Source organism: Puia sp. P3, assembly GCF_050632245.1.
Classification (GTDB): domain Bacteria; phylum Bacteroidota; class Bacteroidia; order Chitinophagales; family Chitinophagaceae; genus Puia.
The window spans coordinates 1,636,140-1,661,189 of record NZ_CP192583.1 but is presented as its reverse complement, the minus strand read 5'-3'; the positions used below and the strand labels follow the sequence as shown (position 1 = coordinate 1,661,189).

At 55.4% G+C, this 25,050-nt stretch carries 38 protein-coding genes and 5 pseudogenes; 25 read left to right on the top strand and 18 right to left on the bottom strand.

Annotated elements, in window-relative coordinates; translation table 11 throughout:
• The first annotated feature begins 112 nt into the window (after positions 1-112).
• The gene (locus ACQ86N_RS09990; protein WP_431215028.1) at positions 113-1,207 is read left to right on the top strand and encodes a hypothetical protein; all 1,095 of its coding nucleotides are present in this window, start codon (positions 113-115) and stop codon (positions 1,205-1,207) included.
• Here the strand turns inward: ACQ86N_RS09990 and ACQ86N_RS09985 are convergent.
• Entirely contained in the window at positions 1,202-1,585 is a 384-nt protein-coding gene (locus ACQ86N_RS09985) for a hypothetical protein (RefSeq protein ID WP_431215027.1), read from the bottom strand. The genes ACQ86N_RS09990 and ACQ86N_RS09985 overlap by 6 nt on opposite strands.
• Before the next feature lie 33 nt (positions 1,586-1,618).
• Between ACQ86N_RS09985 and ACQ86N_RS09980 the strand changes: the two genes are divergently transcribed.
• The 6 genes and pseudogenes from ACQ86N_RS09980 to ACQ86N_RS09955 all read left to right on the top strand — a co-directional run bounded on the left by ACQ86N_RS09980 (position 1,619) and on the right by ACQ86N_RS09955 (position 5,561).
• The gene (locus ACQ86N_RS09980; protein ID WP_431215026.1) at positions 1,619-2,068 is read left to right on the top strand and encodes a hypothetical protein; all 450 of its coding nucleotides are present in this window, start codon (positions 1,619-1,621) and stop codon (positions 2,066-2,068) included.
• A gap of 25 nt (positions 2,069-2,093) precedes the next feature.
• Positions 2,094-2,879 carry a hypothetical protein gene (locus ACQ86N_RS09975; protein WP_431215025.1) on the top strand — a complete coding sequence of 262 codons (786 nt, stop codon included), beginning with the start codon at positions 2,094-2,096 and terminating at the stop codon, positions 2,877-2,879.
• A 106-nt stretch (positions 2,880-2,985) separates the two neighbouring features.
• Positions 2,986-3,522: a carboxypeptidase-like regulatory domain-containing protein gene (locus tag ACQ86N_RS09970; RefSeq protein WP_431215024.1), complete on the top strand. Its 537-nt coding sequence runs from the start codon at positions 2,986-2,988 to the stop codon at positions 3,520-3,522.
• A gap of 81 nt (positions 3,523-3,603) precedes the next feature.
• A pseudogene (locus tag ACQ86N_RS09965) lies at positions 3,604-4,427 on the top strand (glycoside hydrolase family 3 protein).
• Positions 4,342-5,256, top strand: a complete 915-nt coding sequence (locus ACQ86N_RS09960; RefSeq protein ID WP_431215023.1) for a glycoside hydrolase family 3 C-terminal domain-containing protein — start codon at positions 4,342-4,344, stop codon at positions 5,254-5,256. The pseudogene ACQ86N_RS09965 and the gene ACQ86N_RS09960 overlap by 86 nt, the downstream one beginning before the upstream one ends.
• Positions 5,223-5,561, top strand: coding sequence for a fibronectin type III-like domain-contianing protein (locus ACQ86N_RS09955; protein ID WP_431217343.1), 339 nt, complete (start codon positions 5,223-5,225; stop codon positions 5,559-5,561). Before ACQ86N_RS09960 ends, ACQ86N_RS09955 begins: the two co-directional genes overlap by 34 nt.
• Before the next feature lie 4 nt (positions 5,562-5,565).
• On the opposite strand, the gene ACQ86N_RS09950 is transcribed toward ACQ86N_RS09955, so the two are convergent.
• The 4 genes from ACQ86N_RS09950 to ACQ86N_RS09935 are packed head-to-tail and all read right to left on the bottom strand — an operon-like array spanning position 5,566 to position 8,570.
• Complete coding sequence (locus ACQ86N_RS09950; RefSeq protein WP_431215022.1) at positions 5,566-6,759, bottom strand: DUF5009 domain-containing protein; 1,194 nt, start codon at positions 6,757-6,759, stop codon at positions 5,566-5,568.
• 17 nt (positions 6,760-6,776) lie between these two features.
• Entirely contained in the window at positions 6,777-7,580 is an 804-nt protein-coding gene (locus ACQ86N_RS09945; RefSeq protein WP_431215021.1) for an SDR family NAD(P)-dependent oxidoreductase, read from the bottom strand.
• Position 7,581: 1 nt separating this feature from the next.
• The gene (locus tag ACQ86N_RS09940; RefSeq protein ID WP_431217342.1) at positions 7,582-7,938 is read right to left on the bottom strand and encodes a hypothetical protein; all 357 of its coding nucleotides are present in this window, start codon (positions 7,936-7,938) and stop codon (positions 7,582-7,584) included.
• Positions 7,914-8,570 (bottom strand): glyceraldehyde 3-phosphate dehydrogenase NAD-binding domain-containing protein, encoded by a 657-nt coding sequence (locus ACQ86N_RS09935; RefSeq protein WP_431215020.1) that lies wholly within the window; start codon positions 8,568-8,570, stop codon positions 7,914-7,916. The genes ACQ86N_RS09940 and ACQ86N_RS09935 overlap by 25 nt, the downstream gene beginning before the upstream one ends.
• Positions 8,571-8,750: 180 nt before the next feature.
• On the opposite strand from ACQ86N_RS09935, the gene ACQ86N_RS09930 reads away from it, so the two are divergent.
• From ACQ86N_RS09930 to ACQ86N_RS09905, 6 genes and pseudogenes are all read left to right on the top strand, one after another.
• Positions 8,751-9,026 carry a hypothetical protein gene (locus ACQ86N_RS09930; protein ID WP_431215019.1) on the top strand — a complete coding sequence of 92 codons (276 nt, stop codon included), beginning with the start codon at positions 8,751-8,753 and terminating at the stop codon, positions 9,024-9,026.
• Positions 8,984-9,217 (top strand): hypothetical protein, encoded by a 234-nt coding sequence (locus tag ACQ86N_RS09925; RefSeq protein WP_431215018.1) that lies wholly within the window; start codon positions 8,984-8,986, stop codon positions 9,215-9,217. The genes ACQ86N_RS09930 and ACQ86N_RS09925 overlap by 43 nt, the downstream gene beginning before the upstream one ends.
• Positions 9,218-9,292: 75 nt before the next feature.
• Positions 9,293-9,460: pseudogene (locus ACQ86N_RS09920) on the top strand (FadR/GntR family transcriptional regulator); the annotation flags it as partial.
• Between the two features lie 88 nt (positions 9,461-9,548).
• Positions 9,549-9,962, top strand: a complete 414-nt coding sequence (locus ACQ86N_RS09915) for a FadR/GntR family transcriptional regulator (protein WP_431215017.1) — start codon at positions 9,549-9,551, stop codon at positions 9,960-9,962.
• Positions 9,963-10,134: 172 nt separating this feature from the next.
• The gene (locus tag ACQ86N_RS09910; RefSeq protein WP_431215016.1) at positions 10,135-10,728 is read left to right on the top strand and encodes an MFS transporter; all 594 of its coding nucleotides are present in this window, start codon (positions 10,135-10,137) and stop codon (positions 10,726-10,728) included.
• On the top strand, positions 10,664-11,362 hold the full coding sequence (locus ACQ86N_RS09905) for an MFS transporter (protein ID WP_431215015.1): 699 nt from the start codon (positions 10,664-10,666) through the stop codon (positions 11,360-11,362). Before ACQ86N_RS09910 ends, ACQ86N_RS09905 begins: the two co-directional genes overlap by 65 nt.
• Positions 11,363-11,605: 243 nt before the next feature.
• Here the strand turns inward: ACQ86N_RS09905 and ACQ86N_RS09900 are convergent, their stop codons facing one another.
• Positions 11,606-11,803 carry a hypothetical protein gene (locus ACQ86N_RS09900; protein ID WP_431215014.1) on the bottom strand — a complete coding sequence of 66 codons (198 nt, stop codon included), beginning with the start codon at positions 11,801-11,803 and terminating at the stop codon, positions 11,606-11,608.
• Positions 11,804-12,105: 302 nt separating this feature from the next.
• On the opposite strand from ACQ86N_RS09900, the gene ACQ86N_RS09895 reads away from it, so the two are divergent.
• Complete coding sequence (locus ACQ86N_RS09895; RefSeq protein ID WP_431215013.1) at positions 12,106-12,321, top strand: RNA polymerase sigma factor; 216 nt, start codon at positions 12,106-12,108, stop codon at positions 12,319-12,321.
• On the opposite strand, the gene ACQ86N_RS09890 is transcribed toward ACQ86N_RS09895, so the two are convergent.
• Positions 12,218-12,526: a hypothetical protein gene (locus ACQ86N_RS09890; RefSeq protein WP_431218068.1), complete on the bottom strand. Its 309-nt coding sequence runs from the start codon at positions 12,524-12,526 to the stop codon at positions 12,218-12,220. The two genes, ACQ86N_RS09895 and ACQ86N_RS09890, sit on opposite strands and share 104 nt — an antisense overlap.
• A gap of 55 nt (positions 12,527-12,581) precedes the next feature.
• Between ACQ86N_RS09890 and ACQ86N_RS09885 the strand changes: the two genes are divergently transcribed.
• Complete coding sequence (locus ACQ86N_RS09885) at positions 12,582-13,682, top strand: S1C family serine protease (protein ID WP_431215012.1); 1,101 nt, start codon at positions 12,582-12,584, stop codon at positions 13,680-13,682.
• A 60-nt stretch (positions 13,683-13,742) separates the two neighbouring features.
• Here ACQ86N_RS09885 and ACQ86N_RS09880 read toward each other — a convergent pair whose 3' ends face one another.
• Positions 13,743-14,015: a hypothetical protein gene (locus tag ACQ86N_RS09880; RefSeq protein ID WP_431215011.1), complete on the bottom strand. Its 273-nt coding sequence runs from the start codon at positions 14,013-14,015 to the stop codon at positions 13,743-13,745.
• 216 nt (positions 14,016-14,231) lie between these two features.
• A complete protein-coding gene (locus ACQ86N_RS09875) occupies positions 14,232-14,585 on the bottom strand; it encodes a sugar phosphate nucleotidyltransferase (protein ID WP_431215010.1) in 354 nt (117 codons plus the stop codon).
• Between the two features lie 101 nt (positions 14,586-14,686).
• On the opposite strand from ACQ86N_RS09875, the gene ACQ86N_RS09870 reads away from it, so the two are divergent.
• The 3 genes from ACQ86N_RS09870 (at position 14,687) to ACQ86N_RS09860 (ending at position 16,419) form a co-directional block, all read left to right on the top strand.
• Entirely contained in the window at positions 14,687-15,166 is a 480-nt protein-coding gene (locus tag ACQ86N_RS09870; RefSeq protein WP_431215009.1) for a hypothetical protein, read from the top strand.
• A gap of 111 nt (positions 15,167-15,277) precedes the next feature.
• The gene (locus tag ACQ86N_RS09865) at positions 15,278-15,586 is read left to right on the top strand and encodes a hypothetical protein (RefSeq protein WP_431215008.1); all 309 of its coding nucleotides are present in this window, start codon (positions 15,278-15,280) and stop codon (positions 15,584-15,586) included.
• Positions 15,587-15,633: 47 nt separating this feature from the next.
• Entirely contained in the window at positions 15,634-16,419 is a 786-nt protein-coding gene (locus ACQ86N_RS09860; RefSeq protein WP_431215007.1) for a hypothetical protein, read from the top strand.
• Positions 16,420-16,559: 140 nt separating this feature from the next.
• On the opposite strand, the gene lipB is transcribed toward ACQ86N_RS09860, so the two are convergent.
• Together lipB and ACQ86N_RS09850 are read right to left on the bottom strand one after the other, a co-directional pair.
• The gene (gene lipB / locus ACQ86N_RS09855) at positions 16,560-17,000 is read right to left on the bottom strand and encodes a lipoyl(octanoyl) transferase LipB (protein ID WP_431217341.1); all 441 of its coding nucleotides are present in this window, start codon (positions 16,998-17,000) and stop codon (positions 16,560-16,562) included.
• Positions 16,898-17,305: a hypothetical protein gene (locus tag ACQ86N_RS09850; protein WP_431215006.1), complete on the bottom strand. Its 408-nt coding sequence runs from the start codon at positions 17,303-17,305 to the stop codon at positions 16,898-16,900. Before ACQ86N_RS09850 ends, lipB begins: the two co-directional genes overlap by 103 nt.
• 77 nt (positions 17,306-17,382) lie before the next feature.
• Between ACQ86N_RS09850 and ACQ86N_RS09845 the strand changes: the two genes are divergently transcribed.
• The 3 genes from ACQ86N_RS09845 to ACQ86N_RS09835 are packed head-to-tail and all read left to right on the top strand — an operon-like array spanning position 17,383 to position 19,035.
• Complete coding sequence (locus ACQ86N_RS09845; protein WP_431215005.1) at positions 17,383-18,450, top strand: RluA family pseudouridine synthase; 1,068 nt, start codon at positions 17,383-17,385, stop codon at positions 18,448-18,450.
• Positions 18,451-18,462: 12 nt separating this feature from the next.
• Complete coding sequence (locus ACQ86N_RS09840) at positions 18,463-18,735, top strand: MoaD/ThiS family protein (RefSeq protein WP_431215004.1); 273 nt, start codon at positions 18,463-18,465, stop codon at positions 18,733-18,735.
• 48 nt (positions 18,736-18,783) lie between these two features.
• Entirely contained in the window at positions 18,784-19,035 is a 252-nt protein-coding gene (locus tag ACQ86N_RS09835; protein WP_431215003.1) for a hypothetical protein, read from the top strand.
• 98 nt (positions 19,036-19,133) lie between these two features.
• Here the strand turns inward: ACQ86N_RS09835 and ACQ86N_RS09830 are convergent, their stop codons facing one another.
• On the bottom strand, positions 19,134-19,472 hold the full coding sequence (locus ACQ86N_RS09830; RefSeq protein ID WP_431215002.1) for a hypothetical protein: 339 nt from the start codon (positions 19,470-19,472) through the stop codon (positions 19,134-19,136).
• A 133-nt stretch (positions 19,473-19,605) separates the two neighbouring features.
• Here ACQ86N_RS09830 and ACQ86N_RS09825 point away from each other — a divergent pair, with 133 nt between their 5' ends.
• Positions 19,606-19,839, top strand: a complete 234-nt coding sequence (locus ACQ86N_RS09825) for a hypothetical protein (protein ID WP_431215001.1) — start codon at positions 19,606-19,608, stop codon at positions 19,837-19,839.
• 22 nt (positions 19,840-19,861) lie between these two features.
• On the opposite strand, the pseudogene def reads toward ACQ86N_RS09825, so the two are convergent.
• The 6 genes and pseudogenes from def to ACQ86N_RS09795 form a co-directional block, all read right to left on the bottom strand.
• A pseudogene (gene def / locus ACQ86N_RS09820) lies at positions 19,862-20,441 on the bottom strand (peptide deformylase).
• A gap of 10 nt (positions 20,442-20,451) precedes the next feature.
• Entirely contained in the window at positions 20,452-20,868 is a 417-nt protein-coding gene (gene ruvX, locus ACQ86N_RS09815; protein WP_431215000.1) for a Holliday junction resolvase RuvX, read from the bottom strand.
• Between the two features lie 7 nt (positions 20,869-20,875).
• A pseudogene (locus ACQ86N_RS09810) lies at positions 20,876-21,268 on the bottom strand (type II toxin-antitoxin system VapC family toxin); the annotation flags it as partial.
• Between the two features lie 15 nt (positions 21,269-21,283).
• Positions 21,284-21,517: a DUF6364 family protein gene (locus tag ACQ86N_RS09805; protein ID WP_431214999.1), complete on the bottom strand. Its 234-nt coding sequence runs from the start codon at positions 21,515-21,517 to the stop codon at positions 21,284-21,286.
• Between the two features lie 40 nt (positions 21,518-21,557).
• Complete coding sequence (locus tag ACQ86N_RS09800) at positions 21,558-22,436, bottom strand: UbiA-like polyprenyltransferase (protein WP_431214998.1); 879 nt, start codon at positions 22,434-22,436, stop codon at positions 21,558-21,560.
• 6 nt (positions 22,437-22,442) lie between these two features.
• Positions 22,443-22,958, bottom strand: coding sequence for an RNA methyltransferase (locus ACQ86N_RS09795; RefSeq protein ID WP_431214997.1), 516 nt, complete (start codon positions 22,956-22,958; stop codon positions 22,443-22,445).
• A 109-nt stretch (positions 22,959-23,067) separates the two neighbouring features.
• Here ACQ86N_RS09795 and ACQ86N_RS09790 point away from each other — a divergent pair, with 109 nt between their 5' ends.
• The 3 genes and pseudogenes from ACQ86N_RS09790 to ACQ86N_RS09780 all read left to right on the top strand — a co-directional run.
• Positions 23,068-23,370 (top strand): hypothetical protein, encoded by a 303-nt coding sequence (locus tag ACQ86N_RS09790; RefSeq protein WP_431214996.1) that lies wholly within the window; start codon positions 23,068-23,070, stop codon positions 23,368-23,370.
• Positions 23,295-24,632 (top strand): M28 family metallopeptidase, encoded by a 1,338-nt coding sequence (locus ACQ86N_RS09785; RefSeq protein ID WP_431214995.1) that lies wholly within the window; start codon positions 23,295-23,297, stop codon positions 24,630-24,632. Before ACQ86N_RS09790 ends, ACQ86N_RS09785 begins: the two co-directional genes overlap by 76 nt.
• 101 nt (positions 24,633-24,733) lie before the next feature.
• A pseudogene (locus ACQ86N_RS09780) lies at positions 24,734-25,030 on the top strand (DNA mismatch repair protein MutS); the annotation flags it as partial.
• Positions 25,031-25,050: the final 20 nt, after the last annotated feature.

The following is a 25,050-nucleotide window of genomic DNA, read 5'->3' as shown; positions in this document are numbered from 1 at the left end:
ATACCTACTGGCAGGAGCCCAGACACAACAGCATGCCCGAAGTAAAGACAATCGATCTGCCGCCTGTCGCCGACACCGCCTGGGGTCTGGCCCTCGACGACTCGCCTTCCTGGTGGCCGGGGATCCCGCCGGTCCCGCTCTTACTTTCGAATCCATCGATAGAAAAGAGCGCTGCATCGATATATTCAGCCGCACATCGTCGCCTGTCGGTTACACCATCCGCTGCGACGCGCCATGGGTAAAGATCAAAGAGGACAGACCCGCGGAACGCGTCAGCATCGGCATCGACTGGTCAAAAACTCCCTCCGCCAACAGCAGCCGGGCAACCATTTACATCACGGGTCCGGACAAAAAGGAACTGAGTATATCCGTAACAGCCAACCGGCATACATTTCCCCCGCACATATTTATCGAAACCGGGGGATGCGTCTCCATGGAGGCGGAACACTTTTCGCGTCGTATCGAATCCTCCGGCATTCACTGGCTGACTATTCCGGACCTCGGCCGGACACTCTCCGGCGTGGAAGCCACTCCTGTCACGGCTCCCTCAATTACCCCCGGCGGCAACAGCCCCCGGCTCGAATACGACGTCTTTTTGTCCGATACCGGATCGGTGACAGTACAGGCTTGGTTCTCCCCCATCCTTCAATTCAACCGGAAGGCCATCCATTATGGCGTCTCCATCGACGACGAACAGCCTCAACTGGTAGACATGAGCAGGGACAACGAAGCGCGCGGCAACTGGGACAGGATGGTGGCCGACAATATCCGGATCGCCACATCTGTTCATCACGTCACCCGCCGCGGGCGCCACACACTAAAATTCTGGTTCGCCGACCCCGCCTCCGTCCTCCAAAAACTCGTCATCGACGCGGGCGGCCTCAAAAATTCTTATCTCGGTCCCCCGAATCACCCATCCGGGACTAATACTTTTCCTTTCATCCTCCGGAATCATCGTTCCGGATTAAATTCTTTTCCTTATATTTATAAACAGAACACCTTGCGTCCGATTTCCGCTGATCCATTCAAAACGATTGCTTATCCCGGCAACGGGGTTTTTGTTGAGATTTATCTATACCTTCCCGCCATAAAACACTTCTGTTTGTATGGCAAGATATTTTTGCATCCTCCTGGTCTCAGTTATCTCCCTCTCGACCGCAAAAGCCCAGCCGCTTTACACCCCCAGAAATATAAAGGAGGCCTATAAAAAGGAACCCGCTCTCCCGATGGTCGCCCCGGCAGCCACTACTGGCAGAACAGCGGAAAGTATGTCATCAATATCAACGCCGCTCCGCCGGAAAGAACCATCCGCGGGACGGAAAAGATCGTCTATACAAACAACAGCCCCGACACTCTCAGGGTCATCGTCGTCCGCCTCACCCCCAATATTCACAAACCCGGCATTGCCCGCATCGTCGGCGAAACGCCCGACTACCTGACGCAAGGGGTTACCATCGACCGCTATGCCGAGAATGGTACCGCAAAGACATGGCGCGCCTCCGAGCGCGACGGCACCTGGAAGAACGTTCGACTGAACACTCCACTGGCGCCCCACGATTCGCTCCAGCTCGAATTTGACTGGCACTATACCGTTTCCCTCAAAAGCAACCGGGAAGGCATGATCGATTCCACCACTTACTTTCTGGCCTATTTCTATCCCCGCGTTGCTGTGTTCGACGACTATAGCGGCTGGGACAGAATGGACTTCACGGATTCACAGGAATTCTACAACGACTTCAACGACTATATCCTCAACGTCAGCGTTCCTAAGAACTATATCGTATGGGCAACGGGCGATCTTAAGAATCCCGACGACGTCCTGACCTCCTCCTATTCCCGCAAATTTGCCTCGACACTGCGCAACGACGCCATCGTGCGCGTAGCCAGTCCCGACGATATCCTCCAGGGAAAAGTGACTGCCCAAAAACCAACCAACACCTGGACCTGGACCTCGGGTCACATCAGCGACGTCACCTGCGCCCTCAGCAACCAGCTTCGCATGGGACGCATCCAGCGTTGTCGTCGACCCGTCTACCCGCAGAAGAGCCAGCGTTCAGTCCGCCTATAACGATACGGCAAAAGATTTCCACCAGATGGTAGAGTTCGGACGGCACGCACTTGAATGGCTCTCCGCTAACTGGCCCGGCGTACCCTATCCGTTCTCCAAGACTACCGTCGTCCAGGGCTATGCCGATATGGAATACCCGATGATGGTCAACGACAACACCACCGACGACCCCACCTTCTCCCGCTTCGTCGTGGAGCACGAAATTGCGCACAGCTGGTTCCCCTTCTATATGGGCATCAACGAATCCCGCTACCCCTTTATGGACGAGGGCTGGGCCACCACCCTCGAGCTGCTGATCGGCCGCGCCGACCTCGGCGTCGACAGGGCCGACAACGCCTATAAGGAATTCCGCATCAATCCCTACACCTATGATCCCGCCCAGGAAGAAGACCTGCCCATCATAACTCCCGCGGACGCCATGAAAGGAGTCGGATATGGCAACAACGCCTACGGCAAGGCGTCCATCGGCTACCTCGCCATGAAAGACCTTCTGGGTGACGCCCAGTTCAAAAGTGCCTGCACGCCTACATGGACAGGTGGCACGGCAAACACCCTATCCCCTGGGATTTCTTCTATACCTTCAATGATGTCTCCGGTCAGGACCTCAACTGGTTCTGGAACAACTGGTACTTTAGCAACGGCTACCTCGATCTCGCCATCACCGGTGCAGACGGCAACAAGGTCTCCGTCGCCAACATCGGCGGCTTCGCCATGCCCTTCGATCTGGTCATCCACTACTCCGACGGCACCACGGAGACCCGCCACCAGACACCCGCCGTCTGGAAGGACAACCCCAAAAACACCGTCGTGACCTTTACCCCCGCCGCCGGCAAAACAGTCCAGTCCCTCGAACTGAACGGCGGTATCTTTGTAGACACCGACCCCTCCAACAACAAGTGGCCCTCTAAATAATTTCGATGAGAAATATACAGGTCAATACTTCGCGCCTCCTCCTCCTGCTGGTCACCGTCTTCCCGATCATGGTGGCCACCCTCCTTATCCCCACCGTCTCCCAGGCCCAACCCCAGTCCGGAACCCTCAAAGGCACGGTAAAATCCCCTTCCGGCACCCCCCTGAGCCGCGTCTCCGTACAGGCCGCCAACAGCGGCAAAGGCACCTCTACCGACGACAACGGTCTCTACACCCTCTCCCTCGCCGCCGGCAACTACGAGATCACCTACTCATCCCCCGGCCACACCCCCCAAACCGTCTCCGTCACGATCACCCCCGGCGCCACCATCGTCCAGGACATTATCCTGGCCGTCCAGTCCGCCACTACCACCAGGGAAATCGTGCAACCGATTGAAATCTCCCAAATTTCACCGATCTTACGGCCCCAAATTCAAGCGCCATGTCCATACGTTTCAACTTACTGCTCATCCTCCTCATCTCTACCCTCGCCGGCTCAGCCCAACCCTTCCGGGACGCCAGCCTGCCCCAACAGGCACGCGTAAACGACCTCCTCTCCCGCCTCACCCCCGAAGAGAAAGTCCAGCTTCTCGGCTTCCGCAGCCGAGGCCGTCGACCGCCTCTCCATCCCCGCCTACAACTGGTGGAATGAAGCCCTCCACGGAGTAGCCCGCGCCGGAGAAGCCACCATCTTCCCCCAGGCCATCGGCATGGCAGCCACATTCGACAACAACCTCCTCCGCCAGGTCTCCAACGCCATATCCACCGAAGCCCGGGCAAAATACAATCTCTCCACCAACGCCGGGCGCAGAGAACAATACATGGGCCTCACTTTCTGGTCCCCTAATATCAACATCTTTCGCGACCCCCGCTGGGGCCGCGGCGAGAAACTTACGGCGAAGACCCCTACCTCACCGCAACGATGGGCTCCGCATTTATCAAGGGACTGCAGGGCGACGACCCCAACTACCTCAAGGCCTCGGCCTGCGCCAAACACTTTGCCGTACACAGCGGCCCCGAATCCAACCGGCACACGTTCGACGCCATCGTCGACCAAAAAGACCTCCGCGAGACCTATCTCTACGCTTTCAAAAGACTGGTCGATTCCGGAGTAGAATCCATCATGTGTGCCTACAACCGCGTCAACGGCGAGCCCTGCTGCTCGGGCCCCACCCTGCTGCACCGCATCTTAAAGGAAGAATGGCATTTCAATGGACACGTGGTGACCGACTGCGGCGCCCTCGACGACATCTTCCTCCGCCACAAAGCACTGCCTGGTCCCGTTGAGACCGCCGCGGCTGCCATAAAGGCGGGTGTCGACCTCGACTGCTCCAGCATCCTCCAGAAAAGACGTGCTCGAAGCCGTGCAAAAAGGACTCCTAACCAAACAGGAAGTAGACAGCGCGCTCGCAGCCCTCCTGCGCACACAAATGAAGCTGGGCTTCTTTGACGACAAATCAAAAGTCCCCTTCAGCAGCTACGGCGCCGACAGCGTTCACAACGCCGGACACATCGCCCTGGCCCGGGCAATGGCGACCCGGAGCATGGTGCTGCTCAAGAATAACAACAAGGTCCTGCCCCTGAAGACACCCAATTCGATGATGATCGTGGGACCCAACTCCTTCTCCTTCGACGCGCTGTCCGGCAACTACCACGGCGTGTCTTCCCATATGGTCACCTTCGTGGAAGGCATCACCGCCGCGGCAGGCCCCGGCGTACATATCGAATACGACCAGGGCTGCGACTACAAGGACACCGTTCACTTCGGCGGTACCCGGGCAGCCTCCAACTGTGAGGTGACCGTAGCCGTCCTCGGCCTCACACCCGTCATGGAAGGAGAAGAAGGCGACGCATTTCTCGCCGCCCACGGCGGAGACCGCACCGACCTCAGCCTGCCCCAGGCGCATATCGCGTATCTGAAAGCACTCCGCAAAAGCATCGGCCAAAAGCCGCTGGTCCTCGTCGTTACCGCGGGCAGCGCCATCGACCTGTCCTCCGTCGAACCCTACGCCGACGCGATCATCCTCGCCTGGTATCCCGGCGAACAGGGCGGCAACGCACTGGCCGATATCCTGTTCGGCAAGGTCTCTCCCTCCGGCCACCTTCCCGTGACCTTCTACCGCAGCCTCGGCGACCTTCCCACCTATAACGACTATGGCATGAAAGGCCGGACTTACCGCTACTACAACGGCCCCGTCCAGTATCCCTTTGGCTATGGCCTTAGCTACGCCGACTTCACCTATGCCTGGCAGCAGCAACCCAAAAGACCTATACACTGAAAGACAGCGTCAGCTTCTCCCTAACGGTCGGTAATACCGGCAGTCTCGACGCCGATGAGGTCGTCCAGGCCTATATCGAATATCCAACGGGAGACAGGATGCCGATCAGAGAGCTGAAAGCGTTCCGACGCGTGACCGTCCCTGCGCAAAACAGTAAAACAGTCTCACTGTCGATCCCGGCCACCGAACTGCAGAAATGGGACCTCGCTACCGGCAAATGGAAATTGTATAAAGGGGAATACCGACTGGTTCTGGGATCTAACTCGGGAGACCAGCGGCTGACCGCGTCTTTCACGGCACGCTAGACGGCTAGACCGACAGCCGGATCTTTTCTTCTCCAGTATGCCCGTCAGCAGGACGATCACAAAAGCGAAAAGAAAAGACTTGCCTACCCCGATCCAGCCCGTTCGCAACGCGTCCGGCGAGCTGGTAGCCAACGATATGAAATAGCGCAAAATGAACATAAGGCAGTAGATAACAGGTCAGTGTGATCGTGCCTGCCGGTTTGATCAGGCGATACCAGTTTTCACTCTCCCTGAGGTCGACAATTACCGCCAGCAGGACCATGCCGACAATGCTGATAGCCGTACAGATCAATATCCACGATGGGGTCACCCCCAGCTTTGCGATGCCCCCGATAGGGCGTAGCAGAAACCCGGCCGCCAGCAATACCGGCGCCACGAGCAATAGCCTGAACAACTGCTGCAGGGCCTTCGAACCGCCGGTGGCCGCCGCCCTCCTGTAATAGACCGATGCCATGATTCCCGCCATGGCGAAGGCGCAAAGCCCGCCGCTGTCAAGCCACCAGTACGTAGGTCCGTGATAAAACGATTTGACCATCCCGTCATTCCACCCGATCGAAATCCCAAGGAACAGAAAAAAACACAGGAACAGTGCCCCCTTCCGCTCGCCGATCAGCAAATAAAGGAGCGCGCAGACAAGATAGACCCAGCCGATCAGCCCCAGTATCCCATACCAGTGCGTCTTCATCCATACCGTATGTTCGGCCGACCCGCCCTTATAAACTACTGCAAGCACCACCAGTCCTGCCACGCCGATCCCCCTGAACAACCACTTGCGCCCGCGGGACCAGTCAGCCGGATAGACCAGCCAGACGAAAAAGAAGGCGATAGTGACCAGCAGGATCCACCACCACCTCGACAGCAGGGCAGGGCCGGTCGTATACTCTTCATAGTTGACCTGATAAATGCCCATCACCAGCAGGGCCACACTACGACGCAGGATATGCTTCAGGGTATCCAGCCGGGTCATACCCTTTTCATGGCCGTGCCGGATAGCCAATGGAATGGAAAGGCCGACGATAAAAAGAAACGCCGGAAAAACTGTATCTGCCAACCCCAGCCTGTCCTGGCCCTCCTCCGCATGCTCCAGCCAGGCCGGCACCTTCAGATCGAGTATGAGGTCATTGACAAAGATCATCAGCAACATGGTGATCGCCCTGAAAGCGTCTACGGATGGGAGTCGGCGGGATAGACGGGTCATAGTCAGTTTTTATTTTTTTAGATGGAAGCCACCGATCCTCCGTCAACGCGCAGATTAGTGCCCGTGATAAAGGAGGCCTGCTCGGAAGCCAGAAAAGCGACTGCAGCCCCCACCTCATCGATGCGTCCCACCCGTTTCAGCTCGATATTCGGTCTCTTCTCCGCCAGGAATCGCTGCATTGCTTCCTCCACCGTGCTGCCCTGCCGCGCCGCGATCCCCTTTATCATGTCCTCCACCAGCGGCGTATAGATAAAGGCCGGGCTAACGGTATTGACCAGAATATTATACTGCCCCAGCGTCCTGGACAGACTCTTGCTGAGATTGATGATGGCCGCCTTCGTCAGATTGTAAGGTGTCATATCGGGGTCGGGTTGTAACCCATTCTCCGAAGAAATATTTATGATCCTGCCCCATTTCTTTGCCTTCATCACCGGCAGAACGGCCTTGACCATCCGAACCATCGAAACCACGTTCACCTCGTATGTCTCGGAATATATGCTGGTCGGGATCTCCTCGAATGGCCCGACCTCGCCGACAACCCCGGCATTATTGACCAGGATATCGATCCCGCCGAGGGCGGACTGCACCTCGTCGACAAGGCGATCGACATCGGCCTGCACGCTCACATCCGCCCTGACGGCCAGAACACGGTGACTCGTCTTCGACTCTATTTCCAGCGCCATCTGCCGCAGCTCTTCTTCATTACGCGAACAGATAGCCACCAGGGCGCGCGCTTCCGACAGAGACAGCGCCGCCGCGGCGCCGATACCCTTGCTGCCGCCGGTGACCAGGGCAACCTTGCCCGAAAGTGAACTATTCATATTATAAAAATTTCTTCCAGTAAAAAAGCCAGTCGATCATCCGGCTGGTATACCCATATTCGTTGTCGAACCAGGCGATGACCTTTACCTGCCTGCCCACGACAGACGTCAGCGTACCGTCGATCACACAGCTGTGCGTGTCCCCCTTTATGTCCAGCGACACCAGCGGCTCTTCTGTATAGTCAAGAATGCCTTTATACTCCTGTTTCGCCGCATTTCGGAACAGCTCATTGACATCAGCCGCAGTGATCTCCGCTTTCAGCTGCACCGTAAAATCCGCCATTGCCCCATTGGCGACGGGCACCCGCGTCGAGACCGCTCCGATCCTGCCCTTCAGTGCAGGCAATAGTCGTTCCAGCGAACCACCCAGGTCGATCTCGACAGGAATGATGGACTCTGCGGCGGCTCTCCCCTGCGGAATTGTTTGTGCGGCGCATCCACGAGCTCCTGTCTCGAAGTATACGAGTGGAGGATATTTACCTGGGCGGATTCGATCCCTGTCTGGTTCAGCAGATAGAGGATATGCGTCGAACAATTCGTCATGCACCCGCCCGGAGAGACGATCGCGCTATCGGCAGTCAGTACCTGTTGGTTAAATCCATAGATCAGCAGCGGTACATCCAGGCTGCCCGTCGTCGACAACAGGACTTTGGAAGCCCCCGCCTGCCGGTGCAACTCCGCCCCCTGACTGCTGGAAAACCGTCCCGAGCATTCCAGCACGATATCGATCCCCAATTCCTTCCAGGGCAGACGGGAAGGGCTCTCCTCCCGAAAAACACGGATCTTATGGTCCTGCACGGTCAGTTGTCCATCCGAATAAACCACCGGGAACGGCAGGGTACCATACACCGAATCATACTTTAAAAGATAAGCCAGGTTGTCGGGCTCCATGATGTCGTTGACCGCTACCAGCTCAACCCCGTCCATCCCGAACAGCCTTCGGGTCATCAGCCTGCCTATACGTCCCATCCCATTGATTGCTATGCGCATGTAAGAAGTTATTGGATGAAGGGCAAATATCGGATAATTTTTGCCCCCGGAGCGCCCCTGCTTCACCGGGCCTTCGTCCCCCGCCCACCCTGTTCGTCACCTGCTACGCGATATCTGTATCCACCGAAAAAAGTATCAAACGGTGATATATATGCGCTAATATATTTTATATATTTGTCCATGCCCTCTGCAACCACACCAATATCCAGGTCGCTGGACAGGATTCTTGTTATCGACGACCTCCCCCTGATCCCGCTTGCCTTCCAGGAAGTATTCCAAAAGATCAATCCATCCGTCCACGTTTCCTGGTCCGAAAATATTTACACCACCCTCTCGGCCAGAGCCTGGGACAACACCACTTCGACCTCGTCATCATCGGCTCGCTGCAGGAGAGCGATACGAACAACCTCCGGATGGCAGTCTCCGCCCTCCGTAAACGCTTCGGCCTGCCGCTGATCATGGTCTACACCAGCATCTACGACCCCCTCATCGCCCAAAAGATGACCGAGACCGGCATCGACGCCTACGTCCACAAATACGAACCCGTCCACGAGATCCGCCGCATCTACGAACAACTCTCCAAAGGCGAGACCCCCATTTCCGCCATCTTCCTCACCCTACTGTCCTATCCACCCTTCCCACAATAATTCACCTCATCCCCAAAAATATTTCCCAATTTCCCAATTTGTCCTACCTTTGAAGTCATCAGATGATATGATTATATGACGAAAAAATCAATCCCGATCCAGCGTCAGTCCCTCGCCGACGCCGTCGTCAGCAAACTTCAGCAACAGCTGTCCCTCGGCGTCTACCAGCCCGGCGACAAACTCCCGTCCGAACCCGAGCTGATGTCCCAATTCGGCGTCGGCCGCTCCACCATCCGCGAAGCGATCCGCATCCTCTCCAACACTGGCCTGCTAAGCGTCCGCCAGGGCTCCGGTACCATCGTCCAGTCCCAGAAAGGCATTACCGAACCACTTGCAGCAACGTCTCCGCCGCGCCGACACCGCCGACCTCGAAGAAGTAAGACAGCTCCTCGAACTAAAGATCGCCGAAAAAGCAGCCGTCAACCGTTCAAAGAAAGACATCTCCAAAATGACGACCCTGCTCGAAAAACGCGCCGCCTGGGCCCGCGCGGGCGACATTGCAGCTACCATCGACGCCGATATCTGTTTTCACATCGCCATCGCCGTCGCCTCCGGCAACGACATACTCGCCGACCTGTACCGCAGCTTCGCCGCACAGGTAAGCCGTTATTTTCACGAAATCCACCTTACCCCTGAAACCTTTCTCCGCACCCAGTCACTTCACGAAGCCCTGCTCCAAAGCATCATCGACCAGGACCCCAAAAAAGCCTGGCTCTACGCAGCAAAGATCACCGGACCGGTCTGAGCAACGATCAGGGACCAAACGTCTTACCCGTGAACCATCCGAACCTGCATCACAGGTTCTACCTGTGAACCATCCGACCCTGCATCACACGCCCTACCCGTGAACATCCCGGGGTCCGCATCGATACAACTATTAAACATCAGATGATCAGATAAACAAAACTTTTAGAACCATGTCAACGTCCACGACCTCAGCAACCTCCGTCACCACCACCACGCAAAAAACCGTCTTCTCCATCCTGGTGGCAATCAGCTTCGCACACCTGCTCAACGATACGATGCAGTCCCTTATCCCCTCCACCTATCCCCTGCTGAAAAACTCCCTGCACCTCGACTTCGGCCAACTCGGCCTGATCACATTCTGCTTCCAGCTCACGGCCTCCCTGCTCCAGCCATTCGTCGGCTTGTACACCGATAAAAAGCCACAGCCCTGGTCCCTCGCCGCCGGTATGTGCTTCACCCTGGCAGGTCTCATTCTCCTTTCCCAGGCAGCCAGTTTCCCGCTGGTGCTGGTCGCGGTAGCCCTGGTCGGCATCGGTTCATCGATCTTCCACCCCGAAGCCTCCCGCACTGGCCTATCTGGCTTCCGGCGGACGGAGGAGTCTGGCCTAATCTCTTTTCCAACTGGGCGGCAACGCAGGTGCTTCCCTCGGACCGCTGCTGGCGGCCCATATCATCGCGTCCTACGGTCAATCCCGCATCATGTGGTTTGGATGCTTCGCCCTGCTGGCTATCGCCGTCCTACTGCAGGCCGGCGCATGGTATAAGAAAAACCTGCCGGCCCGGTCCAAAAAAGGCGCCTCGTCGGCGCCGGACCAACACGAAGACGCCCTGCCCACCCGACGCATCGTCCTCGCACTGAGCGTCCTGCTCGTCCTTATCTTCTCCAAATACTTTTATATGGCTTCCATGAGCAGCTATTATATGTTCTACCTGATCGATAAATTCCATGTTTCCGTTCAGAACGCGCAGATGCTGCTGTTCGTCTTCCTGTTCTCCGTCGCCGCGGGCACCCTCATCGGCGGCCCCATCGGCGACCGCTTCGGTCGTAAATACGTTATCTGGTTCTCGATCCTCGGAGTAGCTCCGTTTACCCTCATGCTTCCCTATGCGAACCTCTTCTGGACATGCGTCCTGTCCGTATTCATCGGGATCATCCTCGCCTCCGCCTTTTCCGCCATCCTGGTCTACGCGCAGGAACTGCTCCCTGGAAAAGTGGGGCTGATCTCCGGCCTCTTCTTTGGCCTGGCTTTCGGTATGGGAGGCATCGGCGCCGCCGTCCTCGGCAAACTCGCCGACCAGACCAGCATCAACCACGTATTCCACCTCTGCGCATACCTGCCCCTGCTCGGTCTGCTCACCGGCCTCCTGCCCAATACCAATCCCCGGACAAAAAGCTGACCATCCCTCACCTAAACGCTACAGCCGCCGACACCCGTGAACCGCGCCGATACCCGGGAACCGCGCCGACACCCGTGAACCGCGCCGACACCCGGGAACCGCGCCGCTACCCGTGAACCATCCACCACAGCCACGCCCCGTGAACCGCGCCAATCCAAAAAACCATCCCAAAAAACCAACCCAAAACCCCATAAAAAACAAAGGCCCCGAAACGGGGCCTTTATCTATACCGACGCAAAAAACTTATTTCTTGGTCGTAGTATCTTTCTTAGTGGTGTCGGCAGCCATCTTAGTGGTGTCAGTAGACATCTTAGTGGTATCCGTAGACATCTTGGTTACAGAATCCTTAACAACAGTAGAATCTTTGGGAGCTTCAGCGCCACCGCTGTTATTACATGCTGCAAATGCACCGATAGCTAATACGAACAGGAACTTTTTCATTTGAGATTGTTTTTTGCGTTAATTGAATGGTTTCGGAGGATTAATACTTAGAGGAATAAAAAAGTAACCCGGCAAAATCAATGATTTTTATATATTTATTAATTTAATGTATAAAGAGCTAAAACCAACCGGCCCGCAAGCTTTTTTTGTTTTTTGTCCTCCGTTTGGGTTACGAATCATTAATTTGGGTATTAAATATTGCTTAACGCGTGAGGACAGAGATATCCGAACAAAAATTGCTCGAAGGACTGGCACAAAACGACAGAAAGGCCATCGAAACCATTTATAAACAACATTATAACATGGTTTTATCCTTGATTCTTAATAACAGCGGCTATCCCGACGATGCAAGAGACATCTTTCAGGAGGCCATGATCGTACTCTACGAAAAGGTCAGATCCGGAACCTTTGAACTCAACTGTCAGCTAAAGACCTACCTTTATTCGGTGTGCCGCAGGCTTCTGGCTCAAACGACTCAGCCAGCTCCAGCGATACTCTGCCGAAGTAGACAGCCTTGAGGCAATAGTGCCTGTAGAAGACGAGCTCGAAAGACACGAACAGCGCAACCAGGACTTCCTGGTAATGGAGCAGTCCCTCAATAACCTTGGGGAACCCTGCAGAAGCCTCCTGAAGGCCTATTACACTGGAAAAGAAGAATATGATCGAAATAGCAGCCGATTTTGGATACACCAACTCGGACAACGCCAAGAACCAGAAGTACAAATGCCTGATGCGCCTGAAGAAAATATTTAGTCAGTACAAAAAATAAGTGCGAAAGATGAAAGACACCGCCCTGTTAGATGCAGTCGAACGCTACCTCCGCGGAGAAATGCTCCCCGAGGAGAAGCTGTTCTTCGAGCATATCCGGGCCACCAACCCGGACGTCGACCAGCTCGTGGTCGAACATTCCTTATTTCTGGACCAATTCACCCAATACGGAGAGATCGACAAACTCAAATCCCAGCTGAATGAGGTCCACCAACAGCTGACCCGCGAAGGCGCGATCGAAAAATCCCGCCCCGTCAAAGTCGTGACGCTGTGGAATAAATACAAACGGGTAGTTGGCGTAGCCGCCTCCATCGCCGGTATCACCGCCCTGGGAATCAGCGGCCTGGTCACAGCCCTATCCCCCAAAGTCAGCAGAGAGCACGTCGAACTACTCGACCGCCGCCTCCAGACAACAGACGCCCGGCTGAACAACCTTACCAATAAGATCAACTCAGCTTCCGCGCAGGCCACTACCCCGTTCACTTCCGGTGGCACAGGCTTCCTGGTTGACGGGAAAGGCTACCCGGTCACCAACGCCCACGTCGTAAAGAATTCGACCCTGGTCGAAGTCCAGAATAACCTGGGCACATTCAATGCCCGGATCATCCACCTCGACCGTCAGGCCGACCCGGCCCTGCTCAAGATCGAAGACACTTCCTTCCGCACCTGGAATACCCTTCCTTATGGCATCAATAAGTCCGGGTCCGACCTGGGCGAGGAATTGTTCACCCTCGGCTATCCAAGGGATGAGATCGTCTACAACAAGGGCTATATGAGCGCCAAGACAGGTTTCCAGGGCGATACCCTCGCCTGCCAGATAGCCATCTCCGCTAATCCTGGCAACAGCGGAACCCCCGTTCTGAATAACGACGGCGAAGTCATCGGCATCGTCAACTCCAGCCAGCAGGGCGCCCAGGGAGTGGTCTTCGCCATTCGCTCAAAAAACATCTACCGCGCCATTGACTCGATGAAATCCGACAGCATCCTGTTAAAGTCGGATAGCACCCTCAGCCACCTGCACCTGCCGCAGACGTCCTCGATAAAAGGTCTCGACCGCAAACAGCAGATCCGGCGGATAGAAGACTGCATCTTCATCGTAAAAAGCAATTAAAAAAGGCCCGTCTCTGACGGGCCTTTTTATTTACTCCGCGCGGCAGCGCAGAACAGTCAACTATTTCCACAAATTCGAGGGATACTCCCCTTTCGCGATCAGCGCATTCAGACTCGCCTGTACGCCCGGCGCGTCCTCTTTATACGTTACTCCAAACCAGCTGGCCGACGTAGGGATCACCTTGATATTCCCCTTCTTCTCCTGAATATATTTATCGCCGATTATCGGGATAAAGAACTCCGCCTTTGGATTGGAGCCCTGCTCCTTCAAAAAATCACCGAACAGCTTCTCGAGATAGGGAAAGATAGAGGCGTCAAAACCCCAGAAGTTCATCGATACCTTCGAATCAAAGGCACCTCGAATTTTTTATCGTCCTCTTCGTACGTGATCTTATCACCGTCCTGGTAGATCTTCGTCCGCTCGGCGATCGAGACCAGATTGCCATTGGCATCGACCTGACATACCCCCTGCTCACCGTTCCATTGTCGGAAAGCGTCTTGGCCAGCTCATAACCGATGATCGACTGTGTCGAAGGATTCACATCTTTGGTCAAAAAGCATAGGCCTTTTCAAAAGCGTCACGACCATAATAGTCATCCGCGTTGATTACGGCAAACGGCTCCTTTATCGCATCTTTCGCACAAAGTACAGCATGTGCCGTACCCCAGGAGCTTGGTACGTTCGGCAGGCACCTTATAGTCACCGGTAAAAGAATGCAGGTCCTGATATACATAATCGAGCGCCACTTTCCTTTCAGCTTCGGCTCGAAGATATTTTTGAAGTCTTCGGCAAAATCCTTCCGGATAATGAACACTACCTTTGTAAAGCCCGCGCGAATGGCATCATAAATACTATAGTCCATGATCGTCTCTCCGCTGGGTCCAAAACTCTGAATCTGTTTCATACTGCCATACCGCGACGCCATGCCGGCTGCTAAAATCAAAAGGGTTGGTTGCATTATTTAAATTTTAAATTTGAATTTTTAGGACACGAAAATAAAAATTAGTGGTGAATTATCCATCGGTTATCGAACAATTGAGAAAAAAGCAATATACAGACCGCGATCTCCACGTCGACGTGCTTCGCCTGGACCAGCTTCATCCCGTTGTGTCCGGTAACAAATGGTTCAAGCTAAAGGGCCATCTTCACAATGCCATGCTCACCCCGGGCACCCCGATCCTCACTTTTGGAGGCGCCTGGTCAAATCACCTCGTCGCTACAGCTTTTGCAGCACAACAGCTGGGACTCGCAGCCGTCGGCGTCATTCGCGGCGAACAACCGGCAACCCTTTCCGCTACGCTAACAGACGCCGCCGCTTACGGCATGTCGCTGTCCTACATCTCCCGCGAAGCCTATAGCCGGAAAGACCAGCCCGCTTTCTTACAACAACTCAACGACCAATACCCCGGCGCGTATATAATTCCGGAAGGTGGCGGCGGTGAAGCCGGCATCCGCGGCAGCGGAAATTCTCCGGGGCATCGATAGCAAATCGTATACCCATATTCTCTGCGCCGTCGGTACAGGCACAACTTTTTGGGTCTCGTCCGCGCAACTAGTCCCGGTCAGCAAGTCATCGGAATCCCTGTTTTAAAAGGAATGCATTCGCCAAAGGACATCGATGGAGAAAAGTATCTCACTTCCGAGATGCTGCAGCGCACGCAGTTCATGTCCGACTATCATTTCGGCGGATACGCCCGTCATCCGCGGCAACTACTGGATTTTATGAATCGGTTCTATCACGAAACCGGCATACCCTCCGATATTGTCTATACCGGCAAACTATTCTACGCACTCGATGACAGCATCAGCCGCGATCTGTACCCGCCACATTCGCACATATTAGTCGTCCACAGCGGCGGATTACAGGGCAATCGGTCCCTTTCCACCGGCCAGTTGGATTTTTAGGCCCGGATTTTGGTAGTTTTGGGTACACAACTATCAGCCTCCCGTCTATGGTCAAAATGATCGGCCTTTTGCTAACCGGCGTACTCCTAACCACCCTTCTCCCCGCGCAGGATACTCTCCCGCACTTTTCAGCCATAGCCAGAGGCCCCGGCAAGATCCTGATCAGCTGGCATAATAAATATCCCGTCGTCACACAGATCAGCATCCAGCGTTCGACCGACAGCCTTAAGAATTTTGCGACGCTGCTGACCGTTCCCGACCCAACACTTCCCGCCAACGGCATCACAGACAACAAGGCGCCGCACCCCAATTTTTACTATCGTCTTTTCATCGTGCTCGACAACGGCAAATACCTTTTCACACCGTCTCACCGGCCCGGCGCAACTAACGAAGGCGTCGTTTCCACCGAAGGAAAGGCTTCCGCCGCCCAGAACGAAAAAGCAGAGGAGGAGGACTTCACCCTCGCAAAAATGGCCGGCACCCGCATCCTCTATGTCGACCCGGCAGACAAAGAAAAAGCCCGCGTGAAAAGCCCCACGGCGATTCACACCATGCCCTCGGTCGAACTGTCGAATACGGTATTCGTCCGAAAGGGCGACAGCCTCATCGGCCAGCTTCACCGGCACCAGCCGTATACAGGCCTTCCGCGATTCATTGCTGAAAAAAACAAAAGATACGCTGTTGTTCGTCGACGGCGATACACTCCGGATCAAGCCCTATATTCCAAAGGAAGAATACAGAGTTTCCCAATATGTCTTTACGGGAAAGCAAGGGAACATTCACGTCTCTCTGCCGGGCGCGGCCCAAAGACACTATGCCGTAAGATTCTATGACGATAGTAACAAACTCCTTTTCGAGCTGACGGAGATCAGGGACGCCTCGCTCATACTCGATAAAACCAATTTTCAGCACTCCGGATGGTTTCGGTTCGAGCTCTACGACGGCGACCAGCTCAAGGAAAAGAACAAACTTTTTATTCCGAAAGACTTCTAACCAACTCCACCTCAAACACCTCCGCAAAATACCTCCTCCACTTCTCCTTCACCTCCTCAAAGTCCACCTTTCTACCCAACTCCTTTTCCAGCGAAGTAGCTTCCTTATCGGCAATGCCGCACGGAATAATATCCCCAAACCAGGACAGATCCGTACTGACATTAAAAGCAAATCCATGCATCGTCACCCACCTGCTGCACCGGACACCGATCGCACATATCTTCCGCGCCTTCCCCTTCCCGTCGGGACCGATCCATACCCCCGTTGCACCGGCGGAACGGCCCCCAACAATACCATAATCGGCCAGCACCCGGATCCCTACTTCTTCCAGGTTCCGGAGATACCGTCCAATATCTGTGTAGAAACGCTCCAGATCGAGAATAGGATACCCCACCAACTGACCCGGTCCATGAAAGGTGATATCCCCGCCACGATTCGTCCGGAAGAATTGCACCCCCTCTCCTCCATCTGCCCGGCCCCGATCAGCACATTCTCCATATGCCCGCTCTTACCCAGCGTATAGACGGGTGGATGCTCCACAAATAAAAGGTAATGAGTAGTTTCAGCGGCAATATCCACAGGAGCCAGGGCGTCCCCCGTCATTTCCGCGGCCCGCTGGCGCGCAACCGTCTTGGCGCGTACATTCTCCTGTAAAAGGCTTTCCTGATAATCCCAGGCCGCCTGATACTCGGTCCGGCCAAGGTCTTTATAAACGACTTTTTGCATAAGCGACCCATAAAGGTACGATTTAGTACCTTTGCGCAAAACCGGGTCCGTTCCCGCCTACTGTAAACCCAAAAAATATGCGCAACACACCCGATCAGGAGAAAGAGTTGGACGAAAGCCCGTTGACGGACGGGTCCGATGAGCTATATGAAAGACTTAGCCTGAAAGTGGACAAAGGTCAGGAACCCCTGCGCATCGACAAGTTCCTGGTCCAGCGCATCGAGAACGCCTCCCGCAACAAGATCCAAAAAGCGCTTGAAGCCGGCATGGTGCTCGTCAACAACAAGCAGGTCCAGCCCAACTATAAGATCAGACCCCTCGACGAGATCGTCATGTACTCCGACAAGGAAGCACACGGCGAAGAGATCATCCCCGAGGAGCTCCCCCTGAATATCGAGTACGAGGACGACGACGTGATGATCATCAACAAGCCCCCCGGACTCGTCGTCCACCCCGCCAGCGGCAACTACTCCGGCACCCTGATCAACGGCGTCGCATGGTACCTCCTGCAAAAAAACAAAGAGCTCAGCGAACAGGACCTTCCCCGCTGGGGCCTCGTCCACCGTATTGACAAGAATACCAGCGGACTGATGGTGCTCGCCAAGACGGAAAAGGCGGTCCGAAGCCTGGCCAAACAATTCTTCGACCACACCGTCAAGCGCCAGTACATGGCCCTCGTATGGGGCGACCTCGTCGAGGACTCGGGCACCATCGTGGCGCATGTGGGACGCCACCAGCGTTTTCGCAAGCTCTTCGACGCCTATCCCGAAGGCGACCACGGAAAAGAGGCGATCACCCACTATAAAGTACTGGAAAGGTTCGGATACGTCACCCTCGTACAGTGCGTCCTCGAAACAGGCCGTACCCACCAGATCCGCGTGCACATGCAGCATATCGGACATCCCCTGTTCAACGACGACACCTACGGCGGAGACAAGATTGTGAAGGGTACGGTCTTTAGCAAATACCGGCAATTTGTCGACAACTGCTTCGCCGTCTGCCCCCGGCATGCGCTGCACGCCAAGACGATCGGCTTCGTCCACCCCGCGACCGGGAAAGACATGCTGTTCGAAAGCGAGCTCCCCGCCGATATGCGGGAAGTCATCGCCAAATGGCGCAACTATATCGCCAACAGACTCGCGTAATCGCCAGGTAATATGCCAACGGTAAAATTTACATACGCGCTACGTCGGTTCTTCCCCACCCTGCGGGACACCCCGGCCAACGGCAGGACACTAAAAGAGGTCCTGAACGAAATGGACCAGGCCTACCCCGGCGTCAAAAGCTACCTGCTCGACGAACAGGGCAAGCTCCGCCAGCACGTCAACATTTTTATCGACGGCACGATCATAAAGGACCGGGCATCGCTCACCGATCCATTCCCCGAGACCGGCGAGATCTACATCATGCAGGCCTTATCGGGGGGCTAGGCGACGCATCACTGTTAAACGACGCATACCAGCTAAACGATACACCATATGAAGCAAACCATTCTCCTCGGCACCCGCAAAGGGCTGATCGCCTACCGTAGTCTTAACGGTCGCTGGCAGGTCGAAAACCTCTCCTTCGAAGGACAACCCGTCTCCATCGCCTACGCCGATCCCCGCGACGGCACCTGGTGGGCCTGCCTCGACCACGGCCACTGGGGAGTGAAACTACACCGCTCCACCGACCGAGGCGCCAGCTGGACAGAAGTTCCCTCCCCGCCTATCCCGAAGGAGAAGAAGTAAAAGACGGCGTGCCGGCAGCTACCCGCTATATCTGGTCGATGGCACACGGCGGGACGCGACATCTCTCGAAACTGTGGCTCGGCACCGACCCAGGCGGACTATTCGTTAGCGACGACGGCGGAGACAACTTCCGTCTCGTTGAATCCCTCTGGCGTCACCCTTCCCGAAAGACAAATTGGATGGGCGGAGGCCGCGACCAGCCCGGCATACACTCCATTGTCGTCGACCCAAGGAATGCCGATCACATTCATATCGGCATCAGCTGCGCCGGCGTATTTGAGAGCACGGACGCAGGCAACAGCTGGCAGGTCCGCAACAACGGCCTGAAAGCCGAATTCCTGCCCGATCCGGATACCAATATCGGCCACGACCCGCATATCCTGGTAGCCGCGCCCACCAACCCCGATATCCTCTGGCAACAAAACCACTTGCGGCATCTTCCGTTCGACAGACAGCGGAAATACCTGGCTCGACGTAAGCCAGCCCGAAGGCCCCGCCCGATTCGGCTTCGCGATCGCCGTAGCAGACGACGACCCCGATCAGGCCTGGGTCGCACCCGCCGACAGCGATATGGTCCGCACGGCCATCAAAGGCGCGCTATGCATCTGCCGTACAGACGACGGAGGAAAAACATGGAATGAATACCGGAAAGGACTGCCGCAGGAGAACTGCTTCGACATCGTCTATCGCCACGCAATGGCCGTCTCCGGCGATGCACTGGTCTTCGGCACCACCACGGGAAATCTGTTCTTCTCTCCCGACCGGGAGAGAACTGGCAGACACTCAACAACTACCTGCCCATGATCTACTCCGTGCAATTCGCGGATTAACGCGGAAACATCATCTTATAATCAACGCTGATCTTACCCCTGGAAATATCATCCAGTTTCCCTTTCAGCAATTTTCGCTTTAACGGCTTCAGGTAGTCGATGAACAGTTTTCCTTCGATATGATCGTATTCGTGCAGTATAATGCGGGCGGAAATGCCATTAAAGGTCTGCGTATGGGGTTCGAAATTCTCGTCCACCCATTCCAGCGTCACTTCCTCGCTGCGATAGACGTCTTCCCTGATCTTCGGAATGCTCAGACAACCCTCATTATAAGCCCACTCGTCGCCGTGCATCTCTACAATATGGGCATTGATAAACACCTGCCTGATACCGGGGCCATCGGGGTATTTGCCCTTTTCATCTTCCTCCTGGTTCGCAAATATCTGCTCCGAATCCACCACAAAAAGCCGGATATCCCGATTGATCTGCGGCGCCGCCAGCCCCACACCACTTGCTGGAATACATCGTCTCCCACATATCCGCGATCAGTTTGGCCAGATTCGGATAGTCAGGAGTAATGTCTTTGCTCACAGCACGAAGAATAGGGGTACCATACGCGACGATTGGTAAAATCATGGTGTTATAATTATTGGTTAACTCTGCTCAAATATTCCTGTAGTAAAATTGTGGCGGCGATCTCATCGATCAGCGCCTTATTCTGCCGCTGCTTCTTCTTCAGGCCCATATCGATCATCGCCCTCGACGCCATTTTCGACGTATATCGTTCGTCCACCGGTTTCAGCGGGATCGACGGGAATTCCTTCTGCAACTTCTTTATGATCTCCCTGACCAGCGGCGTGGCATGGGTATCGGTGTCATCCCAGTTCTTCGGCTCCCCGATCAGCATCAGCTCAACCGTCTCCGTCCTGAAATAGTCCTTTAAGAACTGGATCAGCTTCGGCGACTCCACGGTCGTCAGACCTGTTGCTATGATCTGCAGGGGATCGGTAACCGCCAACCCCGTACGCTTCAATCCATAATCGATCGCGAGTATCCTGGCCATAAACTGTCTAACTGTTATGTTTTATGAACTCTTCCGGCGTACATACCGGCAACACCGGGATGGCCGCCCTGGACAGGTCTGTGTTTCGGGTGATAAAATAATCCAGCTTGTGGTGCAGCGCCGTATAGTAGGATAAGGCGTCCTCTGTATTGTCCACCTTCGAATGCAGCGCATTGACCGCGATCTCATGCCCGGTATCGATGACCTGCACCTCTGCGAGCAGCGCCAGCAACAATTCCTTCGCCCGCTCAGCTCCGTAGGCCGCCGCCAGCCGCTGGCCGATCACCTGTACCACCGCCGGCGTAATATAGGCCTGAACCCGCCCCTTCACCGCCCACTCCATCAACTGACGGGCCGCGGTGAAATCAGACCGCTTCAGCGTAAAGTCGAGCAGGATACCGGCGTCTAAAAAACTCTAAATGCCATATTTCCCCTCCCCGCCTGCAACAGCCTTTCCTGCTATCTCACCTTCCGGCGGGCACTCCAGGCGATCCACCATGTCCAATATATTCTGCCGCTCCACCGGCCTCGTCACCTGCCGGAAATAACTCTCCACCAGCTCGGAGACACTCATCCCCTTACCGGCAGCATAGGCCTTCATCGCCTCCAGCAGCGAGCCGTCAATGGTAAGATTTAGTCTTTCCTTCATTCAGGGAACAAATATACGCATTATTTTAAAACATGCGCATCTATCGCACAAAAAGCCCGGAGATCACAAAAACGGAGAATACTACACTGGCGATTCCATTCGCAGTCATGAAGGCCAGGTTTACCCGGCTCAGGTCATTCGGCTTCACCAGCCGGTGCTGATAGACCAGCATCGATACAAAAATGGCTACCCCGATCCAGTATAAAATGCCAAACCCGCCATGGATACCCGCCGCCAGCACAGCAGCCGTACTCAGACCGTGCAATATCTCGGACACCCGCAGCGCCCTAACCTTACCCAGCCACGAAGGCATCGAATAAAGGTTCTGGGATTTGTCGAACTCCTCGTCCTGCAGGGAATATATAATATCAAAACCGCTGACCCAGAAGATGACAGTCAGCGAGAAAAGGATGGGTAACAGCGCAAAATGACCGGTAACCGCCAGATACGCACCAATTGGCGCCAGCGAAAGCCCAAGCCCCAGCACCAGATGGCACAGCGGCGTGAACCGCTTCGTATAGCTGTACCCGAGCACCACCGCCAGCGCGACAAAAGACAGCGCAAAACACAGCGGATTGATGAACCAGGTACATACCACGAAGGCCGCACAGTTAAAGATCACAAATCTTAAGGCGCTGTTCTTCGAAATGATGCCCTTCGGTATCTCACGGATAGCCGTACGCGGATTCAGCGCGTCGAACTTCACGTCCAGCCAGCGGTTGAAAGCCATGGCCGCGCTGCGGGCAAAGACCATACATCCAATGACCAGCGCAAACCGGACAAGCACCTGCTCCAGCGTCAGAGGCGCAACGTCGTTCACATACTTCACCCCCAGGAAAAACCCGATCATCGCAAACGGCATCGCAAAAATCGTATGCGAAAACTTGATCAGACTCAGATAATTCTTTACAGTACTCATATTTTTTTATTTAAAGCGCGCCCGCACCAACTCCCACAACACAATCCCCGCCGCTATCGAAATATTCAACGAATGCTTCATCCCCCACTGCGGGATCTCCACGCTCCCGTCACACAGGCCCAGCGCCTCCTCACCAACCCCATCCACCTCATTTCCCAGGACCACGGCGAGCGGGCCACTAAAACCCGCAGAAAATTCCTGCAAAGGTACACTTCCTACCGTTTGCTCTATAGCAAATACAGCATAACCATCCTCCTTCAGCGACCTGACCGCCTCCGCCGTCGTCGCAAAATAGCGCCAGTCGACCGTTTCCGTCGCGCCAAGGGCCGTCTTGTGAATATCCCGGTGCGGCGGCTGCGGCGTATATCCGCAAAGGTAGATTCCCCTGAGCAGAAAAGCATCCGCCGTACGAAAGACGCTGCCGACATTGTGCATGCTGCGGATATTGTCCAGTACCACGACCACCGGAGTCTTTTCAGACTCCCGGAATTCATTCACCGATTTTCGGTTTAACTCATCCATCCCCAATTTGCGCATGTGTAAAGATATGACCGTCCGTACATTCCCGCCGCCTTTTTTCCCGTTTCGTCCCCCAAACCCTTACCTTAAACCCACAAACAATAAATCGCTCATGAGAAAACTATTGACCTTCACAGGACTCCTCGTCCTGTCCATCCACCTCAGCGCCCAGGAAGAAAAAGTCGATCTGGCCACGATCGAAAAGATCCGCCTGGAAGGCCTGCAGCACTCGCAGGTAATGGACATCGCCTTTCACCTGACCGACGCCAGCGGCAACCGCCTCACCTCCTCCCCCGGCTTTTTCAGGGCCGCCAACTACGCCAAACAACAACTGACACAATGGGGCCTGACAGGTTCCACGCTCGACCCCGGGGAGAATTCGGCAAGAGCTGGGACCTGCAAAAGTCCTATGTAGCCATGACCGCCCCCTACTACAAGCCACTGATCGCCTGCCCCAAGGCCTGGTGCGCGGGAACCAGCGGACCCAAATCCGCGTCCGTCATGCTCATCACCGCCAAAGACTCCGCCGCCCTCGACCAGTACAAGGGCAAACTGGCGGGTAAGATCCTCATCCCCGACCTCGACGCAGTCTACCAGCAAAGCTTTACTCCCGACGCCTACCGCTGGACCGACCAGCAGCTCGACTCGATGGCCAAACTCCCCATGCGCCCCGTCGACACCGCAGAAATGCGCCGTCGCCGCGCACAGTTCAACCGCGGAGCCCTTGCCTTTCAGAACGCCCTGAAATCCTTTGCCCAACAGGAAGGCGCAGTCGCTATACTCAGCGAGTCGCCCCGCGGTCACGACGGGACCATATTCGTCCAGGGAGGCGGCTCCTACCAGCCCTCTGCTCCCGAAAACTTCCTCGACATCGTAACATCTTTCGAAGACTATATGACCATCGTCCGGCTCCTGAGAGCAGGCATCCCCGTTAGTATCGATGCCGACGTAAAAACAAAATTCCTCACCGACGATACCAAAGGCTATAACGTCATCGCGGAGATCAAAGGCGCCGACAAAAAATTAAAAGACGAAATAGTCATGCTCGGCGGCCACCTCGACTCCTGGCACAGCGCCACCGGCGCCACCGACAACGCCGCAGGCTGCGCCGTCATGATGGAAGCCATCCGCATCCTCAAAACCCTGGGCATACAACCCCGCCGGACGATCCGCATCGCCCTGTGGAGCGGTGAAGAAGAAGGGCTCCTCGGTAGCAGAGGCTACGTGAAAAAGACCTTCGCCGACCCCGCCAATATGCAGCTGCTGCCCGAACACGGTAAATTCGCAGGCTACTTCAACATCGACAACGGCACCGGCAAGGTCCGCGGCATCTATCTGCAAGGCAACGAAGCCTGCCGCCCCATCTTTACCAAATGGCTGGAACCCTTCCATGACCTCGGCGCCACCACCGTCAACGTCAGCAACACCGGCGGTACCGACCACCAGTCCTTCGACGCCGTAGGCCTTCCCGGCTTCCAGTTCATCCAGGACGAGATCGAATACAGCACCCGCACACACCACACCAATATGGACTCGTACAACCACCTGCGCGAAGACGACCTGAAACAGATCGCCACCATCGTCGCGGCATTCGTCTACAATACAGCCCAGCGCGACGAAAAACTCCCCCGCAAACCCCTGCCCGAACCCCGCCCGGCCGGTCGCGGCGCCTTCTAAACAACTAACTGTCCACAACATATCAACCATCCTTCGACAAAGCCGGTTCCCGCAGGGAGCCGGCTTTTTTGTTTGTCACCCCTTGCTTATTTTTGTCCCTCATGTCAAAAAGCAGCGCAGATACCCCCCTCATGCAACAGCATCGGGCAATCAAACAAAAGTACCCCGACGCCATCCTGCTATTTCGTGTAGGCGACTTTTATGAAACCTTCGGCGAAGACGCCATCGTCACTTCGAGGGTACTCGGTATCACGCTCACCAAACGGAACAACGGAGCCGCCTCCTCCTCCGAACTGGCCGGATTCCCGCACCACGCCCTGGACACCTATCTGCACAAACTCGTCAAAGCAGGACACCGCGTGGCGGTCTGTGACCAGCTCGAAGACCCCAAATCCGTCAAAGGCATCGTAAAAAGAGG

Excerpts from the sequence above, each read along its gene's own strand:
- ACQ86N_RS09980 (WP_431215026.1), top strand. The coding sequence starts at position 1,619 with ATGATCGATTCCACCACTTACTTTCTGGCCTATTTCTATCCCCGCGTT.
- ACQ86N_RS09975 (WP_431215025.1), top strand. The coding sequence starts at position 2,094 with ATGGTAGAGTTCGGACGGCACGCACTTGAATGGCTCTCCGCTAACTGG.
- ACQ86N_RS09970 (WP_431215024.1), top strand. The coding sequence starts at position 2,986 with ATGAGAAATATACAGGTCAATACTTCGCGCCTCCTCCTCCTGCTGGTC.
- ACQ86N_RS09950 (WP_431215022.1), bottom strand. The coding sequence starts at position 6,759 with ATGACCCGTCTATCCCGCCGACTCCCATCCGTAGACGCTTTCAGGGCG.
- ACQ86N_RS09945 (WP_431215021.1), bottom strand. The coding sequence starts at position 7,580 with ATGAATAGTTCACTTTCGGGCAAGGTTGCCCTGGTCACCGGCGGCAGC.
- ACQ86N_RS09935 (WP_431215020.1), bottom strand. The coding sequence starts at position 8,570 with ATGCGCATAGCAATCAATGGGATGGGACGTATAGGCAGGCTGATGACC.
- ACQ86N_RS09930 (WP_431215019.1), top strand. The coding sequence starts at position 8,751 with ATGCCCTCTGCAACCACACCAATATCCAGGTCGCTGGACAGGATTCTT.
- ACQ86N_RS09925 (WP_431215018.1), top strand. The coding sequence starts at position 8,984 with ATGGCAGTCTCCGCCCTCCGTAAACGCTTCGGCCTGCCGCTGATCATG.
- ACQ86N_RS09910 (WP_431215016.1), top strand. The coding sequence starts at position 10,135 with ATGTCAACGTCCACGACCTCAGCAACCTCCGTCACCACCACCACGCAA.
- ACQ86N_RS09905 (WP_431215015.1), top strand. The coding sequence starts at position 10,664 with ATGTGGTTTGGATGCTTCGCCCTGCTGGCTATCGCCGTCCTACTGCAG.
- ACQ86N_RS09900 (WP_431215014.1), bottom strand. The coding sequence starts at position 11,803 with ATGAAAAAGTTCCTGTTCGTATTAGCTATCGGTGCATTTGCAGCATGT.
- ACQ86N_RS09895 (WP_431215013.1), top strand. The coding sequence starts at position 12,106 with ATGGTTTTATCCTTGATTCTTAATAACAGCGGCTATCCCGACGATGCA.
- ACQ86N_RS09885 (WP_431215012.1), top strand. The coding sequence starts at position 12,582 with ATGAAAGACACCGCCCTGTTAGATGCAGTCGAACGCTACCTCCGCGGA.
- ACQ86N_RS09880 (WP_431215011.1), bottom strand. The coding sequence starts at position 14,015 with ATGAACTTCTGGGGTTTTGACGCCTCTATCTTTCCCTATCTCGAGAAG.
- ACQ86N_RS09875 (WP_431215010.1), bottom strand. The coding sequence starts at position 14,585 with ATGAAACAGATTCAGAGTTTTGGACCCAGCGGAGAGACGATCATGGAC.
- ACQ86N_RS09865 (WP_431215008.1), top strand. The coding sequence starts at position 15,278 with ATGCATTCGCCAAAGGACATCGATGGAGAAAAGTATCTCACTTCCGAG.
- ACQ86N_RS09860 (WP_431215007.1), top strand. The coding sequence starts at position 15,634 with ATGGTCAAAATGATCGGCCTTTTGCTAACCGGCGTACTCCTAACCACC.
- ACQ86N_RS09850 (WP_431215006.1), bottom strand. The coding sequence starts at position 17,305 with ATGCAAAAAGTCGTTTATAAAGACCTTGGCCGGACCGAGTATCAGGCG.
- ACQ86N_RS09845 (WP_431215005.1), top strand. The coding sequence starts at position 17,383 with ATGCGCAACACACCCGATCAGGAGAAAGAGTTGGACGAAAGCCCGTTG.
- ACQ86N_RS09840 (WP_431215004.1), top strand. The coding sequence starts at position 18,463 with ATGCCAACGGTAAAATTTACATACGCGCTACGTCGGTTCTTCCCCACC.
- ACQ86N_RS09835 (WP_431215003.1), top strand. The coding sequence starts at position 18,784 with ATGAAGCAAACCATTCTCCTCGGCACCCGCAAAGGGCTGATCGCCTAC.
- ACQ86N_RS09830 (WP_431215002.1), bottom strand. The coding sequence starts at position 19,472 with ATGCCGCAAGTGGTTTTGTTGCCAGAGGATATCGGGGTTGGTGGGCGC.
- ACQ86N_RS09825 (WP_431215001.1), top strand. The coding sequence starts at position 19,606 with ATGGTCCGCACGGCCATCAAAGGCGCGCTATGCATCTGCCGTACAGAC.
- ruvX (WP_431215000.1), bottom strand. The coding sequence starts at position 20,868 with ATGGCCAGGATACTCGCGATCGATTATGGATTGAAGCGTACGGGGTTG.
- ACQ86N_RS09805 (WP_431214999.1), bottom strand. The coding sequence starts at position 21,517 with ATGAAGGAAAGACTAAATCTTACCATTGACGGCTCGCTGCTGGAGGCG.
- ACQ86N_RS09800 (WP_431214998.1), bottom strand. The coding sequence starts at position 22,436 with ATGAGTACTGTAAAGAATTATCTGAGTCTGATCAAGTTTTCGCATACG.
- ACQ86N_RS09795 (WP_431214997.1), bottom strand. The coding sequence starts at position 22,958 with ATGGATGAGTTAAACCGAAAATCGGTGAATGAATTCCGGGAGTCTGAA.
- ACQ86N_RS09790 (WP_431214996.1), top strand. The coding sequence starts at position 23,068 with ATGAGAAAACTATTGACCTTCACAGGACTCCTCGTCCTGTCCATCCAC.
- ACQ86N_RS09785 (WP_431214995.1), top strand. The coding sequence starts at position 23,295 with ATGGGGCCTGACAGGTTCCACGCTCGACCCCGGGGAGAATTCGGCAAG.